The 15900-nt window shown below is 65.7% G+C and carries 16 protein-coding genes; 3 read left to right on the forward strand and 13 right to left on the reverse strand.

All coding sequences use genetic code 11. The features are described 5' to 3' along the window. The 8 genes from HMPREF3014_RS16825 to bioB form a co-directional block, all read right to left on the reverse strand. On the reverse strand, nucleotides 1-782 hold a 782-nt coding region (locus HMPREF3014_RS16825; RefSeq protein WP_177344424.1), incomplete at its 3' end, for an acyl-CoA dehydrogenase family protein. Nucleotides 783-994: 212 nt separating this feature from the next. Beyond that, nucleotides 995-2800: a phenylacyl-CoA dehydrogenase gene (locus HMPREF3014_RS16830; RefSeq protein ID WP_003103341.1), complete on the reverse strand. Its 1806-nt coding sequence runs from the start codon at nucleotides 2798-2800 to the stop codon at nucleotides 995-997. Nucleotides 2801-3139: 339 nt separating this feature from the next. Beyond that, nucleotides 3140-3370, reverse strand: a complete 231-nt coding sequence (locus HMPREF3014_RS16835) for a hypothetical protein (RefSeq protein WP_003113246.1) — start codon at nucleotides 3368-3370, stop codon at nucleotides 3140-3142. 108 nt (nucleotides 3371-3478) lie between these two features. Then, the gene (bioD, locus tag HMPREF3014_RS16840; RefSeq protein ID WP_023086919.1) at nucleotides 3479-4165 is read right to left on the reverse strand and encodes a dethiobiotin synthase; all 687 of its coding nucleotides are present in this window, start codon (nucleotides 4163-4165) and stop codon (nucleotides 3479-3481) included. 3 nt (nucleotides 4166-4168) lie between these two features. Next, nucleotides 4169-4993 (reverse strand): malonyl-ACP O-methyltransferase BioC, encoded by an 825-nt coding sequence (gene bioC, locus HMPREF3014_RS16845; RefSeq protein ID WP_003113247.1) that lies wholly within the window; start codon nucleotides 4991-4993, stop codon nucleotides 4169-4171. Beyond that, nucleotides 4986-5708 carry an alpha/beta fold hydrolase gene (locus HMPREF3014_RS16850; protein WP_003117932.1) on the reverse strand — a complete coding sequence of 241 codons (723 nt, stop codon included), beginning with the start codon at nucleotides 5706-5708 and terminating at the stop codon, nucleotides 4986-4988. Before HMPREF3014_RS16850 ends, bioC begins: the two co-directional genes overlap by 8 nt. Further along, nucleotides 5701-6906 (reverse strand): 8-amino-7-oxononanoate synthase, encoded by a 1206-nt coding sequence (bioF, locus tag HMPREF3014_RS16855; RefSeq protein ID WP_003084826.1) that lies wholly within the window; start codon nucleotides 6904-6906, stop codon nucleotides 5701-5703. The genes HMPREF3014_RS16850 and bioF overlap by 8 nt, the downstream gene beginning before the upstream one ends. A 105-nt stretch (nucleotides 6907-7011) precedes the next feature. After that, a complete protein-coding gene (bioB, locus tag HMPREF3014_RS16860) occupies nucleotides 7012-8070 on the reverse strand; it encodes a biotin synthase BioB (RefSeq protein WP_003103330.1) in 1059 nt (352 codons plus the stop codon). Between the two features lie 565 nt (nucleotides 8071-8635). Here bioB and HMPREF3014_RS16865 point away from each other — a divergent pair. From HMPREF3014_RS16865 to HMPREF3014_RS16875, 3 genes are all read left to right on the forward strand, one after another. Beyond that, on the forward strand, nucleotides 8636-9337 hold the full coding sequence (locus HMPREF3014_RS16865; RefSeq protein WP_003118852.1) for a fimbrial biogenesis chaperone: 702 nt from the start codon (nucleotides 8636-8638) through the stop codon (nucleotides 9335-9337). A 15-nt stretch (nucleotides 9338-9352) separates the two neighbouring features. After that, nucleotides 9353-10360 carry a fimbrial protein gene (locus tag HMPREF3014_RS16870; RefSeq protein ID WP_003118851.1) on the forward strand — a complete coding sequence of 336 codons (1008 nt, stop codon included), beginning with the start codon at nucleotides 9353-9355 and terminating at the stop codon, nucleotides 10358-10360. Nucleotides 10361-10437: 77 nt separating this feature from the next. Then, nucleotides 10438-11439: a fimbrial protein gene (locus HMPREF3014_RS16875; RefSeq protein ID WP_003117930.1), complete on the forward strand. Its 1002-nt coding sequence runs from the start codon at nucleotides 10438-10440 to the stop codon at nucleotides 11437-11439. 46 nt (nucleotides 11440-11485) lie between these two features. On the opposite strand, the gene HMPREF3014_RS16880 is transcribed toward HMPREF3014_RS16875, so the two are convergent. From HMPREF3014_RS16880 to HMPREF3014_RS16900, 5 genes are all read right to left on the reverse strand, one after another. Next, entirely contained in the window at nucleotides 11486-12463 is a 978-nt protein-coding gene (locus tag HMPREF3014_RS16880; protein WP_003084819.1) for a 5-oxoprolinase subunit C family protein, read from the reverse strand. Further along, nucleotides 12453-13331: a 5-oxoprolinase subunit B family protein gene (locus tag HMPREF3014_RS16885; protein WP_003117928.1), complete on the reverse strand. Its 879-nt coding sequence runs from the start codon at nucleotides 13329-13331 to the stop codon at nucleotides 12453-12455. Before HMPREF3014_RS16885 ends, HMPREF3014_RS16880 begins: the two co-directional genes overlap by 11 nt. A gap of 1 nt (nucleotide 13332) precedes the next feature. After that, a complete protein-coding gene (locus tag HMPREF3014_RS16890; protein ID WP_003113254.1) occupies nucleotides 13333-14709 on the reverse strand; it encodes an acetyl-CoA carboxylase biotin carboxylase subunit in 1377 nt (458 codons plus the stop codon). Nucleotides 14710-14719: 10 nt separating this feature from the next. Continuing rightward, nucleotides 14720-14968, reverse strand: coding sequence for an acetyl-CoA carboxylase (locus HMPREF3014_RS16895; RefSeq protein WP_003084813.1), 249 nt, complete (start codon nucleotides 14966-14968; stop codon nucleotides 14720-14722). A 76-nt stretch (nucleotides 14969-15044) separates the two neighbouring features. Next, nucleotides 15045-15803: a 5-oxoprolinase subunit PxpA gene (locus tag HMPREF3014_RS16900; protein ID WP_003103315.1), complete on the reverse strand. Its 759-nt coding sequence runs from the start codon at nucleotides 15801-15803 to the stop codon at nucleotides 15045-15047. Nucleotides 15804-15900 lie beyond the last annotated feature (97 nt).

Raw genomic sequence — 15900 nt, forward strand, 5'->3', positions numbered from 1 at the left:
GCCTTGATCCCCATCTTGTGCTCGATGGAGCCACAGGAGACCGCATTGCGCGCGCCCACGTTACCTTCGGCGTCGGGAAGGAACTTCGGCACGATGAACAGCGAGATACCCTTGGTCCCGGCCGGCGCATCGGGAAGCTTGGCCAGCACCAGGTGGACGATGTTCTCGCTCAGGTCGTGCTCGCCGGCGGAGATGAAGATCTTCGTCCCGCTGATCGCATGGCTGCCGTCGGCGTTCGGCACCGCGCGGGTCTTGATGATGCCCAGGTCGGTGCCGCAGTGCGGCTCGGTCAGGCACATGGTGCCGGTCCAGGTGCCGGCGGTCATCCGCGCCAGGTAGAGGTCCTTCTGCGCCTGGCTGCCGTGGGCGTGGATCGCCGACATGGCGCCGCGGGTCAGGCCCGGGTACATGCCCCAGGAGACATTGCTGGCGCCGATCATCTCGCTGAGCAGCAGACCCAGCGAGTGCGGCAGGCCCTGGCCGCCGTACGCGGGATCGCTGGCGACACCGTTCCAGCCACCCTCGACGTACTGTGCATAGGCTTCCTTGAAACCCTTGGGCGTGGTCACCACGCCGTTGTCGAAGTGGCAGCCCTCTTCGTCGCCGGAGCGGTTCAGCGGCGCCAGAACCTGTTCGCAGAATTTCGACCCTTCATCGAGGATCGCCGCCACCATGTCCGGGGTCGCGTCGCTGGCGCCGAGCGCCTGGTAGCGCCCATGGAAGTCGAATACCTCATCGATCAGGAAGCGCATGTCGCGCAGCGGAGCCTTGTATTCCGGCATCTCTGTTCTCCTCGGCAGGGGCGCCCCACAGGCGCGAATCCCTCGAAGCTACTGCGCCGGGCGGGCGCCTACAATCACGCTGCGGACGCTGAATGCAACGCCATAACCCCGAGGTCGGAAGGCCAGGATGCAGCGGATCGCAGGCATGAAAAAGCCCGCCGAAGGGCGGGCTCTTTCTCACCTGGGGAACGGGCCGCCAGCGGCCCGTGCCATCAGTAACCGAGGGCGAAATCTTCCTCGGCCATCTCCATCAGGTTGCTGGCGCCGGACAGCATGGCGGCGACGTGGGCGCGGGTACGCGGCAGGATGCGCTGGAAGTAGAAGCGCGCGGTCTGCAGCTTGGCCTTGTAGAAGGCTTCCTCGCCGGTGCCGGCGGCCAGCTTCTCGGCGGCCAGGCGCGCCATGTCGGCCCAGAAGTAGGCCAGGCAGGCGTAGCCGGAGTACATCAGGTAGTCCACCGAAGCGGCGCCGACTTCCTCGCGATCCTTCATGGCGGCCATGCCGACCTTCATGGTCAGGTCGCCCCACTCCTTGTTCAGCTGCGCCAGCGGAGCGACGAATTCCTTGACGGCTTCGTTGGCTTCGTTGGCCTGGCAGAACTTGTGCACGATCTTGGTGAAGCCCTTCAGCGCCTCGCCCTGGGTCATCAGCACCTTGCGACCCAGCAGGTCGAGGGCCTGAACGCCGGTGGTGCCTTCGTACAGCATCGAGATGCGGCTGTCGCGGACGTTCTGCTCCATGCCGTGCTCGGCGATGAAACCGTGGCCACCGAAGATCTGCACGCCGTGGTTGGCGGACTCGAAGCCGACTTCGGTCATGAACGCCTTGGCGATCGGCGTGAGGAAGGCCAGCATCGAGTCGGCGGCTTTCTTCTGCTCTTCGTCCTGGCTGCGCTGGACGATGTCGACCTGCTTGGCGGCGAAGTACAGCATCGCGCGGTTGCCTTCGGCGAAGGCCTTCATGGTCAGCAGCATGCGGCGCACGTCAGGATGCACGATGATCGGGTCGGCGGGCTTCTCGGGCGCCTTCGGACCGGTCAGCGAGCGCATCTGCAGACGCTCGCGAGCATAGGCGATGCCGCCCTGGAAACCGACTTCGGCATGGGCCAGGCCTTGCAGCGCGGTACCCAGGCGAGCGGTGTTCATGAAGGTGAACATGCAGTTCAGGCCCTTGTTCGGCGGGCCGATCAGGAAGCCGGTGGCGGCGTCGAAGTTCATCACGCAGGTGGCGTTGCCGTGGATGCCCATCTTGTGCTCGATGGAACCGCAGGAAACCGCGTTGCGCTCGCCGGCGTTGCCTTCGGCGTTGGGCAGGAACTTCGGCACGATGAACAGCGAGATGCCCTTGGTGCCCTGCGGGGCGTCGGGCAGGCGGGCCAGGACGATATGGACGATGTTGTCGGCCATGTCGTGCTCGCCGGCGGAGATGAAGATCTTGGTGCCGGTGACCTTGTAGCTACCGTCGGCCTGCGGCTCGGCCTTGGTGCGCAGCATGCCCAGGTCGGTGCCGCAGTGCGGCTCGGTCAGGCACATGGTGCCGGTCCACTCGCCGGAGACCAGCTTGGTCAGGTAGGTTGCCTGCTGCTCGGCGGTGCCGTGGGCATGCAGGGTGTTCATGGCGCCGTGGGACAGGCCCGGGTACATGCCCCAGGACCAGTTGGCCTGGCCGACCATCTCGCTGATGGCCAGGCCGAGGGATTCCGGCAGACCCTGGCCGCCGTGCTCGACGTCATGGGCCAGGCTCGGCCAGCCGCCTTCGACGAACTGCTGGTAGGCCTCCTTGAAGCCGGTCGGGGTCTTCACGCCGTCGGCGCTCCAGGTGCAGCCTTCCAGGTCGCCGACGCGGTTCAGCGGAGCGATCACCTGTTCGCAGAACTTCGCACCTTCCTCGAGGATGGCGTTGACCATGTCGGGAGTCGCGTCTTCGGCGCCCGGCAGGCTCTGGTAGTGCGCTTCGTAGCCCAGCAGCTCGTCGCGAACGAAACGGATATCACGCAAGGGGGCCTTGTAATCAGGCATAGCAGTCAACCTCTACGAAGGGTTCTGGTTAATCGGCGACCGGACGGATGTCCAGAGTCTGCGGTCGCAGTGCGGGATCGCTCCCGGTCGCCTTGCCGGACGCACTCATGCGTCCCGGCTCTCAAACAGGCGTTTGAAACATACGTTTACGCCAATCCCTTGTCAAGCATCCGAACCGACCGCTCGGTCATGCCCGAAATCACTGGCAGCCACGTCCTTCCAAAGCACTTTCGTCTCTCTCAGTAAAGCCCATGGCGAAGCGCCCGGCAGGCTTCAGGGGCCGCCGGGTGACAGTCGGAAAAGGAAGGGTCGGGGCGGCCGCTGCCGGCCGCCAGGAAGTCAGGCGTGGGTATCGATCAGGGTACCGAGGGTCTCGTCGGCTACCTCGATGACCCGGGCGCCGCTCTGCGCCTCGAGCTTGCCGCGGGTCAGTTCGACCATCTGCTCGGCCTGGGCCGAACGGGCCTCCACGGTATTGCGGGCGATCTCGCTGCCGGCCTGGGCGACGCGGGCGCTGCCCGACTGCACCGCGTTGAGACCACTGACGAAAGCGTTGCCGGAAATTTCCACCCTCTACTCCTGGGGACGCGCACGCGCCACTGCGATAGCAAGTGGCTTCTATTCAAGCAGACTTGGCCGGCGCTGGGTACCGCCCGTTGGTTATGGACGGCCCGCTGTTTATAGCCCGATACCCAGGGGCCGCAGGTCGAGGTGCGCGGCCACGGCCGCGGGAGTGGCTTCCTCCAGGCGCGGTACCCGACCCAGGCAGGGCGCCGGCAGGCGTTCGGCGAGGGTCGCCAGGTTCTCTTCCAGGCGCGAGGTAGGCGGGTCGACGACGTTGGCCACCCAGCCGGCCAGCGCCAGGCCGTCGCCCAGGATCGCCTCGGCGCTGAGCAGCGCATGGTTGATACAGCCCAGGCGCACGCCGACCACCAGCACCACCGGCAGCGCCAGCAGGCGCGCCAGGTCGGACAGGTTCTCGCGGCCCAGCAACGGCACGCGCCATCCGCCGGCGCCCTCCACCAGGGTGAAGTCGGCCTGTAGCGCCAGCACCTCGCGCACCGCCTCGTGCAAGCGTGCGGCGCTCAGTTCGACGCCAGCCTCGCGCGCCGCCAGGTGCGGGGCGATGGCCGGTGCGAAGGCCAGCGGGTTGACCTGCTCGTAGGCCAGCGCCAGCGAGCACTGGCCGAGCAACACCAACGCGTCGCCATTGCGCAGGCCTTGCGCCGTGGGCTCGCAGCCGGAGGCCACCGGCTTCGCCGCGGCGGTGCTCAGGCCGGCACTCCGGGCCGCGTGGAGCAGGCCGGCGGCGATGGTGGTCTTGCCGATCTCGGTGTCGGTACCGGTGACGAAGAACGCCGGCATGGTTCAGGAATCCTTGCGCAGCACGCCGAAGACGACGCGGTAGGTAGCGGGCAGCCCCTCGGGCTGGCGGAAACGCTCGTAGGCGGCGACCAGCGCGCGGATGCGCTGGCGCCCGGTCAGGCCGTCGGGCCGCCCGGGGTTGAGGTTGTGCGCGCCCAGGGCCTTGAGTTCGTGGGTCAGGCTGCGCAGGTCGGGGAAATGCAGGAGCCGGTCCTCGTGGCGCAGGGTCAGCGGCAGCAGGCCGCTGCCGGCCGCGTGTTGCAGGTAGTCGGCGAAGGCGCGGAAGCGATTGACGTGGACGAAGCCGTCCACCACCCGCCAACTGTCGCGCAACTCGCCCAGGGTACCGACGCACAGGCTGCTGAACGCCAGCACGCCGCCCGGCCGCAGGACCCGCCGCGCCTCGGCCAGGACCGCCGGGAGGTCGGCGCACCACTGGATCGCCAGGCTGGAGAACAGCAGGTCGCAACTGCCGTCGCGCAACGGCAGCCTCTCGGCGTCGCCGCCGATGAAATGGCTGGCGCCGCCGCGCGCGCGGGCATGCCGCAGCATGCCTTCGGCGATATCCACGGCTAGGCCCTCGGCCGCACCGAAGCGTCGTTCCAGGGCCCGGCTGAAATAACCGGTGCCGCAGCCGAGATCGACCCAGCGGCGCGGCGAGAAGCCTTCCGGCAATGCCGACAGCAGGCTCTCACCGACGCCGCGCTGGAGTTCGGCCACCGCGTCGTAGCTGGCCGCCGCGCGGGAAAACGACGCGGCGACCTGGCGCTTGTCGGGCAGCGCGGCAACGCCATGGGGCGCCAGCAGCGGCGAGGAATCGTCAGGCATCGTCACCCTCGCGAAGGAATCTCAGGATTGCGCCGGCCACCTCGTCCGGGCATTCCAGCGGCAGGCCGTGACTGGCCGCCAGGGTCGAGACCTCGACGTCCGGCAGCCACTCGAGCAGGGCCTCGGCGGCGGCCAGCGGCACCAGCGCATCGGCTTCGGCGAACAGGTGCAATTGCGGCCCGCGGAAGTTTTCCAGGGCGGCCCGGGTATCCAGTTGGCCGAGCAACTGCAGGCCGGCGACCAGCGCCTCGCGCTCCAGTTGCGGCAGCGCCACCTGCAGTTGCCGCGCCAGGGTCCGAGGGTCGCGCGCACCCTGGCTGACCAGCAGGGTGAAACGCTTGCGGGTCAGGTGCGGTTCGAGCAGGAAAGCCTCGAAGAAGTCCTCGAAGGTTTCCGCCGGCATCGCGTTCGGCCAGTCCTCGCGCACGCGGAAGCACGGATTGCTGGCCAGGGTCAGCAGTCCCCGGCAATCGTCGCCGCGGCGCGCCGCCAGTTCGCCGGCGAGCATGCCTCCCAGCGACCAGCCGGCCAGCCAGCTATCGCGCGGCAGGTTATCGTCGAGTTCGTCGAGCCAGTCGGCGGCGGCGTCCAGCGACGGCAGCGGCTCGATCAACACGTTCAGGTGCGGCTCGCGCTCGTGCAGCGCGTCGCGCAGCGGTTCCAGCGGTGCGCTGCCCAGGCCCCAGCCCGGCAACAGGATCAGGTGGTCACGCATCGTCTCCCTCCTCGGCTTCGATCTCTGCCAGAAGGCTAGACGACAGCTGTCGCCAGCTTTCGCCGAGGGCTTCGAGCAAGCGGTCGACCTGCGCTTCGCTGTGCGCGGCGGACAGCGTGACGCGCAGCCGCGCGCTGTTGGCCGGCACGGTTGGCGGGCGGATCGCGCCGACCATGATGCCACGGGCTCGAAGCATGCCGGCCAGGGCCACGGCCTGGCGGCTGCCGCCGACCAGGATCGGCTGGATCGGCGTGAAGCTGTCCATCAGGGTCAGGCCAAGCGCCTCGGCGCCATGGCGGAAACGGGCGATCAGCGCCGCCAGGTGTTGCCGCCGCCAGCTTTCGCGGCGCAGCAGCTCCAGGCTCTTCAGGGTGGCGCAGGCCACCGCTGGCGGCTGGCTGGTGGTGTAGATGTAGGGCCGGGCGTACTGGATCAGGGTCTCGATCAGTTCCTCGCTGCCCGCTACGAAGGCGCCGGCGGTACCGAAACCCTTGCCGAGGGTGCCGATCAGCACCGGCACCTGCTCCTGGCCGAGGCCGAAATGTTCGACGATCCCGCCGCCGCTGGCGCCCAGCGGGCCGAAGCCATGCGCGTCGTCGACCATCAGCCAGGCGCCGCGGGCCTGCGCGACGGCGGCCAGGGCCGGCAGGTCGGCGAGATTGCCGTCCATGCTGAAGACCCCGTCGGTGACCACCAGGGTATTGCCCTCGGCCTTGTCCAGGCGCGCGGCGAGGCTTGCCGGGTCGTTGTGCAGGTAGCGCGAGAAACGCGCGCCGGAGAGCAATCCGGCATCCAGCAGCGAAGCGTGGTTGAGGCGGTCCTCCAGCACCGTGTCGCCCTTGCCGACCAGCGCGGTCACCGCGCCGAGATTGGCCATGTAGCCGGTGGAGAACAGCAGCGCACGGGGCCGCCCGGTGAATTCGGCGAGGGCCAGCTCCAGTTCGTGGTGCGGGCCGCTGTGGCCGACCACCAGGTGCGAGGCGCCACCGCCCACGCCCCAGCGCTCGGCGCCGGCGCGCAGCGCGGCGATCACCTCGGGATGGTTGGCCAGGCCGAGGTAGTCGTTGGAACAGAAGGCCAGAAGCGGCTGGCCGTCGACCACGACGTCCGGGCCCTGGGCCGACTCCAGCAGCGGCCGCTGGCGGTAGAGGTCTTCCGCGCGCCGGCTGGCGAGGCGGGAAGCGAGATCGAAGGACATGGCAGGTCGCTCGTGTTGCTGGACGGACGCAGGCGCACCCGTCCACGCAGGGCCGACATCAGCGGCTGCAACGAAGGGACGGCGGCGCCCTCCCTTCCAGTATGGTCAGGCGGAAGCGGCGTTATAGAACAGCTTCGATTCGCGTTGTTCCACCAACGCCTGCTCGATGGCGGCCTGGTGCACTTCGTCGGCGTGCTCTTCGCGCTCTTCCGGCTTGATGCCGAGACGGGCGAACAACTGCATGTCCTTTTCGGCCTGCGGGTTCTTCGTGGTCAGCAGCTTTTCGCCGTAGAAGATCGAGTTGGCCCCGGCCATGAAGGCCAGCGCCTGCATCTGCTCGTTCATCTGCTCGCGGCCGGCGGACAGGCGCACGTGGGACTTCGGCATCATGATCCGGGCCACCGCCAGGGTGCGGATGAAGTCGAAGGGATCGACGTCCTTCTCTTCCGCCAGGGGCGTGCCCTTGACCTTCACCAGCATGTTGATCGGCACCGACTCCGGGTGCTCCGGCAGGTTCGCCAGTTGGATCAGCAGGCCGGCGCGGTCGTCCACCGACTCGCCCATGCCGAGGATGCCGCCGGAGCAGATCTTCATCCCCGCCTCGCGCACGTAGGCCAGGGTCTGCAGGCGCTCGCTGTAGGTGCGGGTGGTGATGATGTTGCCGTAGAACTCCGGCGAGGTATCCAGGTTGTGGTTGTAGTAGTCGAGGCCGGCGTCCGCCAGCGCCTGGGTCTGTTCCTGGGTCAGGCGACCGAGGGTCATGCAGGTCTCCAGGCCGAGCTTCTTCACGCCCTTGACCATCTCCAGGACGTAGGGCATGTCCTTGGCCGACGGGTGCTTCCAGGCAGCGCCCATGCAGAAGCGGGTCGAACCGATGGCCTTGGCCTCGGCCGCCGCCTCGAGGACCTTCTGCACCTCCATCAGCTTCTCCTTGTCCAGGCCGGTGTTGTAGTGGCCGGACTGCGGGCAGTACTTGCAGTCCTCGGGGCAGGCGCCGGTCTTGATCGACAGCAGCGTCGAGACCTGCACGCGGTTCGGGTCGAAGTGCGCGCGATGCACCGTCTGCGCCTGGAACAGCAGGTCGTTGAACGGTTGCTCGAACAGGGCACGGACTTCGGCGAGGGACCAGTCGTGACGGGTGGCGACGGAAGCGGTTGCACTCATGGGGAAGATTCCTTCGACGCTTGTATGGCGCCTTTTGTCGGGGAGCCCCGGCACGCCGGGGGTCAGGCTCAAGGGCATCATAAGTGGCTGTATGACGCTGTCAACCCAACCCAGGGCACAGGACTACATCTGATCAATATTTGATCATTCATGTAGAAGCCAGTAGTCATCGACTGCTCCAATCGGCCTCGTCCTCTATGTGGCATTCGGCTCCCTAGAAGAAACGGCGCAACTACCTCGGAAAACTACAAGTAATGCTTAGGATATTTCCTACAAGAAATAGGAAATATCTTATTTATATATTCCCTGGCAGGTTTCTAACATGGAGAAACATTGAATCTCTTGCCACCCTAGCGGTGCGCAACGAAAACAAGTTATCCAGACTTGAACCATGAACGCAACCAACCACCCTAAATATAGCCATTCAAAGCGCAGCGGAAGTATAACGAAAAATATATTCGACCCTTCCGACCAACCACTTTCCAAAACACGATACGGGTTTCATTCGGGCACATTCAGGAATATGAATGGAAAGCGCCTCTTCCAGGTCCGAAGTTGGCTTCGGATGGTTCTTGCATCGATATTCGCCTGGCTGTGCATGTCCGCCCATGCCGATCTCTCGTTCGACGGCCAGAACCGTTTCGTGATGAAAGGCAAGCGCCTGCCGATCACGCTGGTCAACGAGGGCAAGGAGCCGGCCCTGGCGGAAATCTCCCTGGATTGGGGTACCGACGGCAAGGGGCAGGCGCTGCCCTTCGCCGTGTCCAGGCCGCTGCTCCGCCTGGGCGCCGGCCAGCGGGCCAAGGTGGAGGTGCTCTACCAGGGCCAGGGCCTGCCCACCGACCGCGAGACCTACCTGCTGTTGAGCGTGCTGGACGTGCCGCACGCGCCCAGTACTCCCGAGACCCTGCAGATCGCCCTACGCCATCGCTTCAAGCTGTTCTATCGGCCGCCCCTGGAAGCCACCGTCGAGCAGGCGAACGAGGGCGTGACGTGGACGCTCGGCACCAGCGGCAATCCGAAGGCACACAATCCTTCGCCCTACCACATCACCTTCAGCCAGTTGGAGTTCCTCGACGCATCGGAGCGGAGCTGCGGCGAAGCCATCGAACACCTGATGCTGGCGCCCTTCTCCAATCACCAGTTCGACATCGCCGCCTGCCATCCCGACAAAGTGCGTTACGCGATCGTCAGCGACGGAGGGAACCTCCACCCTTATCACGGCGCATTGAAATCAGGCGTAGAGACCAACGCCAAACACCCATGAGGCCCGGAATACACCATGAATGCAATTACCCGAACACTACTTGTGGGAATGCTGGTTGCGTTGGCGCAGAAAGGTTATGCGCTGACCTGCGAAAGAGCGGACAACAAGGCAACGATCGACTATGTCAACATCGACACGAGCATCGCCGTGCCTTCGGCTCTGCCCAAGGACACCGTGCTCTGGCGCTCTCCAACCTACGATTTCTCCGTCAGGTGTTACCAGGAGCGCGAAAACACCGGACCTGAGGACGTCTATTTCTATCTCAGTCCGGACGGCCAGGGCGCATTGGGCTCGGACCTGGAGGTGGGCATCAACCTGAACGGCGAGGACCTCCGTTGTTCCTCGCTCCCCGGCTGCCGGCAGAAGATAGGCATGCATTTCGATGGTTGCTGGACAGGAGGACGGGGGGGATGCGAAGGCATGGCTCAGACCAAGCAGGTCCGTTTCCAGATCTTCCTCTCCAAACTCGCCGCCCCCACTCCCGGCAAGGAAGGTCCCATCACGGGCGTAAACTCCTACGCACTGTTCCAGTTCGATGGAGTGGGAGGCATCAACAACCTGGGGGGCCGGAACCTACGTATGTATGCCCTTGGCATGAACAACCTCCGCTACGTCGCCTGCACCTCCACGCTAAGCATTTCTCCAAAGACCCTCAACTTCCAGATACTGCAATCGCAATTTGCCGCACAGAATCTGGTCATCAAAGAACTTCCCTTCAGCATCACCGCCAATAAGAGCTGCAACAGCGCCTATGGCCTGAACGCTATGTTCATTCCCGCCAGCAATACCACCCTGTCGAGCACGGATACGTTGCTGGCCAAGGACAATCCAACAGTGGGCATCAGGCTCCTCAATGAGGATCGCAGCGTCATCAGTATCGGTAAGGAGTTCGAGTTCATTCCCTACGCCCCAACCCAGACGACGGTGACGAAGAACTTTCTCGCCCAACTGAGGTGGATGACGAGCAGACCCATTCTAGGCCCGTTCAACGCCACCGCCGCGATAGAGGTCTATTACAAGTGACCGCTAGGCCGCACCTGCAACAGGCGCGGCATGCTCTGCAAAAACAAGAATCGATTAACAACCTGCAGAAGAACCCCATGAATGCCTTCATCCGTTACATGCTTGTCGCAATGCTGCTCGTCCTGTCGCAGAAAAGCTTCGCCTTGATGTGCTGGAAATCGGACAACAAGCAAACCGAAGATTATGTCTACATCGATACGAGCATCGCTGTTCCATCGGTCCTCCCCAAGGACACCGTACTCTGGCGGTCTCCGAACTACTCCATATCGATCACTTGCTTCCAGGATCGCGACTGGGGGCCAGAGCAGGTCTATTTCTACCTGAGTCCAACCGGTCAGGGCGCGCTGGGTTCGGACCTGGAGGTGGGCATCAACCTGAACGGCGAAGACCTGCGCTGCTCGACACTCGACAAGTGCCGAAAGGAGATCGGCATGCACTTCGATGGTTGCTGGACGGGACGAGGTTGCGAAGGCAGGGCGAAGAAGATGACCGTCAACTTCAACTTCTTTCTCTCCAAGCGGGCAGGTCCCAGTACCGGTAAGGAAGGTCCTATCACAGGGGTAAACGCCTACCCGATTTTCCAGTTCGATGGCGAGAGCGCTATCAATAACATAGGGGGGTACAACTTCCGCATGACCCTCCACGGCTTGAATAACCTTCGCTACGTCGCCTGCGCGTCCACAATCAGCCTTTCTCCGAAAACCGTCGACTTCCAAAGCCTGCAGGCCTATTTCGCCAGCCGGGACCAGATCCTCAAGGAACTTCCGTTCAGCGTCACCGCCAATAAGAACTGCAGCAGCGCCTATGGCCTGAACGCGATGTTCCTCCCCTCCGGCAACACCTCCCTGTGGGGTTCGGACACTCTTTTGGATAACAACAACAAGTCCGTGGGAATCCGACTTCTCAAGCAGGAAGACCGCAGCATCATCGATATCGGCAAGGAGTTCGTACTGGTGCCCAATAGCCAGAACCAATTGGTGGTCATAAGAAACTTCCTCGCCCAGGTGAGGTGGATGACGGGCACTCCAACGCCAGGCCCCTTCAACGCCACCGCCGCGATAGAGGTCTACTACAAGTGACCGCCCGGGGCCGCTTCGCAGACCGAAGCGGCCCGGTATCGACGACTCAGCGCAGGAAGAAGTGCTGGAGTCGTTGCACTTGCCAGTTGTAACGGCGACGCGCCTCGAGACCTTCCTCCAGGCTGACGGCGACGAAACGCGCCTTCTGGTTCGGTTGCATCTGCGCCAGCCGGTTCAGGTCGGGGCTGATCACCGTGCCCAGCGTGGCATATCCCCCACCGGACACCGCATCGCGATGCAGGACGATGGGTTCGAGCCCGCCCGGTACCTGGATCGAGCCGATGGGATAGCAGGCGTCGACGATGTTGGACGGGTCCGAGCCTGCGCCGAATGGCTGTTCGCGCGGCTCGAACCGGAGCGCCGTGCCGCCCTTGAAGCGGTAGCCGGTGCGGTCCGCCTCCGAACCGACGGTCCAGGTCTCGGCGAAGAAACGCTCGACCGCGTCGGGGGTCAGGCGATGGACGTAGAGTCCGGGAACTACCCGCAAGCTCACCTCGCCGCCGACCTCCACCTGCAGCGAACGCGGCAGCGCCAAGCCCTCCACGGCAGAGGGCGAGGCAGGCCCCAGGGGCAGCAGGTCGCCCTCCGCCAGCCGTCGTCCCTGCAAGCCACCGATCGCCCCCAGACCGTAGGTCGAACGGCTGCCCAGCACCTCGGGCACCGCGATGCCGCCGTCGATGGCGAGATAGCCACGGGCGCCGGCACGGATGAAATCGAACCCCAGGACCTGGCCGGCGCGAACCCGGAAGGAAGTATCCAGCGGCATCTCCGCGCCCTCCAGACGAGGCGTCATGCGCGCCCCGCACACGGCCACCAGGGCGTCGCGCTGGAACTCCAGCTGCGGCCCCAGCAACGCGCACTCCAACACGGCGGCGGTCGGTGCGTTGCCCACCAGCAAGTTGGCAGCGCGCAGGGCATACTGGTCGAGCGCGCCGGACGGCGGGATGCCCAGGTGATAGTGGCCTTCGCGGCCGGCGTCCTGCACCGAGGTGGCGAGGCCGGGCTTGAGCACCTTAATCGACATGCAGTACCTCCTGCAGATGTTGCGTGCAGCCTCGCGGATCGGCGAGGAACGCGTCGAGATCGAAACTCACCGGACGGATGCGCAGGTCGAATGTGCCCGATTCGACTTCGGCCGCCATGCGCTCGTACTCGGTCCGCTCGATGGGGCGGAACTGGACGATGTCGCCAGCGCGGAAGAACACCATAGATTCCTCGAGATAGGGCAGGCCCTGGCGGGGATCGAAGATCGGCGCCGGAGTCACGCCGAACATCTGATAGCCGCCGGCACCGCGCACCGAATAGATGCAGCCGAAGCAACCGCCGTGGCCGAGGGTCAGCTTCGGCGTGTCGATGCGCGGACGCAGGTACTTGGGCACCTGCAACTGCCGTTCGCGCTCGACCATCTGGTACATGAACGGCAGGCCGGCGACGAAACCGACCATCGAGACGAACCACGGCGTGCCGCTGTGCGCCTGGATGAACGCCTGCACGTCGGCGTAGCCGTTGATCCGCGCGGCGTACTCGAGGTCGGTGGAGTCCGGGTCCTGGTGACGGTCGCGGAAGCGCATCAGGGTCTCGTGGGTCCAGGGATCGTTGTACAACACCGGCACTTCGACGATACGCGTCTCGATGCTGCGCGCGGCGACCGCCTCGGCTTCCAGGCCGCGCACGGTCTCCAGCAGCGCCTGCGGGGCCAGCCGGTCGGGGTCGAAGCGGACCTGGAACGAGGCGTTGGCCAGGCACACGTCGAGCACCCCGGGCAATTGCAGGGCCTCGATCGCGCGGGTGATCGCCATGCCGCGAAAGAAGGCTTCCAGCGACATGGCTTCGGCGACCTCGGCGAACAGGTGCTCGTCGCCGCCGAAGCTGTAGCGGATGTTGGCGTGCATCTCAAACCTCCTGCGCGGCGGCGGTCCGCTCGGCGAGCCAGGTTTCCAGGGTAGCGGTATCGAACTGCGCGGCCTGTACCCGCGCATCGGCGAGCAGCCAGCGGTGCAGCGGCAGGGTAGTGGCCATGCCGGCCAGCACGGTGCGCTCCAGCGCCTGGCGCGCGCGGGCGAACGCTTCGTCGCGGTCGCGACCATGGACGATCAGCTTGGCCAGCAACGAATCGTAGTACGGCGGCACCCGGTAGCCGGGATACAGGTGGCTGTCCACTCGCACGCCCTCGCCCTGCGGCCATTCCAGGCGCTCCACGGTGCCGGGGCTGGGGAAGAAATTGCGCGCCGGGTCTTCGGCGTTGATCCGCATCTCCAGCGCCGCGCCGTTCAGGCGAATGTCCTCCTGGCGCCAGGGCAGCGCCTCGCCGGCGGCGATGCGCAGCATGGCCTGGACCAGGTCGATGCCGGTGACCATCTCGCTGACCGGATGCTCGACCTGGATACGGGTGTTCATCTCGATGAAGAAGAACTCGCCGCTGTGCGCGTCGAACAGGTATTCCAGGGTGCCCGCGCCACGATAGCCGAGACTCTGCGCCAGGCGCACCGCGCTCTCGCAGAGGGCCTGGCGCTGCGCGCCGTCCAGCGCCGCCGAAGGTGCCTCCTCGAAGACCTTCTGGCGCCGCCGCTGCAGCGAGCATTCGCGTTCGAACAGATGCACCGCGCGCTCGCCATCGCCGAGGATCTGCACTTCGATGTGCCGTGCCTGGCGGATGAAGCGCTCCAGGTACACCGCCGGCGAACCGAAGGCGGCCTGCGCCTCGCGCTGGGCGATGGGGAATTCCCGACGCAGTTCGTCGGCGTCGTGGGCGATACGGATGCCACGCCCGCCGCCGCCGGCGGAGGCCTTGACCAGCAGCGGATAGCCGACCTCTTCGGCGCAAGCCAGCGCCGCGTCGAGGTCGCCCAGCTCGCCGGGCGAGCCCGGCACCACCGGCACCCCGGCGGCCATCGCGGTACGCCGCGCCTCGGCCTTGTCGCCCATGCGGCGGATGGTCTGCGCCTCCGGACCGACGAAGACCAGGCCGGCCGCCTGCACCGCTTCGGCGAAGGCGGGGTTCTCGGAGAGGAAACCGTAGCCGGGATGGATCGAGTCGGCACCGGTTTCCCGCGCCGCCATGAGAATCGCCTCGATATCCAGGTAGCTCCGGTCGGCCCGCGCAGGGCCGATCAGGCGTACCTCATCGGCCAGCCGCGCGGCCAGCGAATCGCGATCCGCCTCGCTGCACACCGCTACCGTGGGAATGCCCAGTGCCTGCGCGGCGCGGATGATGCGCACGGCGATCTCGCCGCGATTGGCCACCAGCAGCTTGTTCAGTCGCTTGTGCATGGCATCCTCCTCAGGTAGCGCTGGCGATCACCGCCAGCACCTGGCCCGGCTCGATGGCCTCGCCATCTTCCACGTGGAACGCCTGGAGTATGCCGGCCTGCCCGGCCTGCACTTCGGAAAACTGCTTCATCACCTCTATCAGCCCGATCACGCTGCCGGCCTCGACCGCCTGCCCGACCTCCGCGTAGGGCGGCGCGTCGGGGCTGGCCTTGCGATAGAAGGTGCCGGGCAAGGGGGACTGCACGTTATGTTCGGCCATGACGAATCCTCATTATTCGAACGTTGTAGGAAATGGCAGAAAAGCTTGTCGCGAGGCTCGCCGAGGCGAGCGGTGCTCAACGCGGCGCCTTGATGCGGATGCCGGCGCCCTCCAGGCGCGCACGGGTGCTGGCGACCAGCTCCAGGGCACCGGGGGTATCGCTGTGGATGCACACCGAGTCGAAGGCGATGTCGAGGTCCTCGCCCTCGACGGTGCGCACCTTGCCCTCGCGGCAGGCGCGCAGGACCTTGTCGGCGACCTGCTGCGGATCGAGGGCGGCGACCCGCCGGGTGAAGACGATGGAGCCGCTGCGGTCGTAGTCGCGGTCGGCGTAGAACTCGCGCACCAGCGGCTGGCCCAGTTCCCGGCCGATGCGCCAGGTGGCCGAACCGGGCATGCAATAGAGCAGCAGTTCCGGTTCCAGGCGTTGCAGGGTCTCGACGAACAGGCGCGCGGCGACCTCGTCCCGCGCCAGGTGCATGTAGAGCGCGCCGTGGGGCTTGACGTGTTGCAGCGACAGGCCCTGCAGCCGGGCGAATTCGCGCAGTGCGCCAAGCTGGTAGAGCATGTCGTTGACCAGCTCGATGGCCGGCGCGGCGATGTGCCGACGCCCGAAGCCGACCAGGTCGCGGAAGCCCGGATGGGCGCCGATGGCCACGCCATGCTCGGCGGCCATCTCCACGGTGCGGCGCATGCTGCTCGGGTCGCCGGCATGGAAACCGGTGGCGATGTTGGCGCTGCTGATCAGCGGCATGATCGCTGCGTCCACGCCATCGCCGATGGTCCATGGGCCGAAGCCTTCGCCCATGTCGGAATTGAGGTCGACTTCAGTCATTGCCCGCAGGCCTCATCTGTCTTGTTGTTGGATGGAGCCACGGTAAAAGCCGGGAAAGGTATTGGGTAGATTTATTATTCGATAGACTGGTTTCTGA

It is taken from the genome of Pseudomonas sp. HMSC065H01 (assembly GCF_001815235.1).
In the GTDB taxonomy this organism is placed as follows: domain Bacteria; phylum Pseudomonadota; class Gammaproteobacteria; order Pseudomonadales; family Pseudomonadaceae; genus Pseudomonas; species Pseudomonas aeruginosa.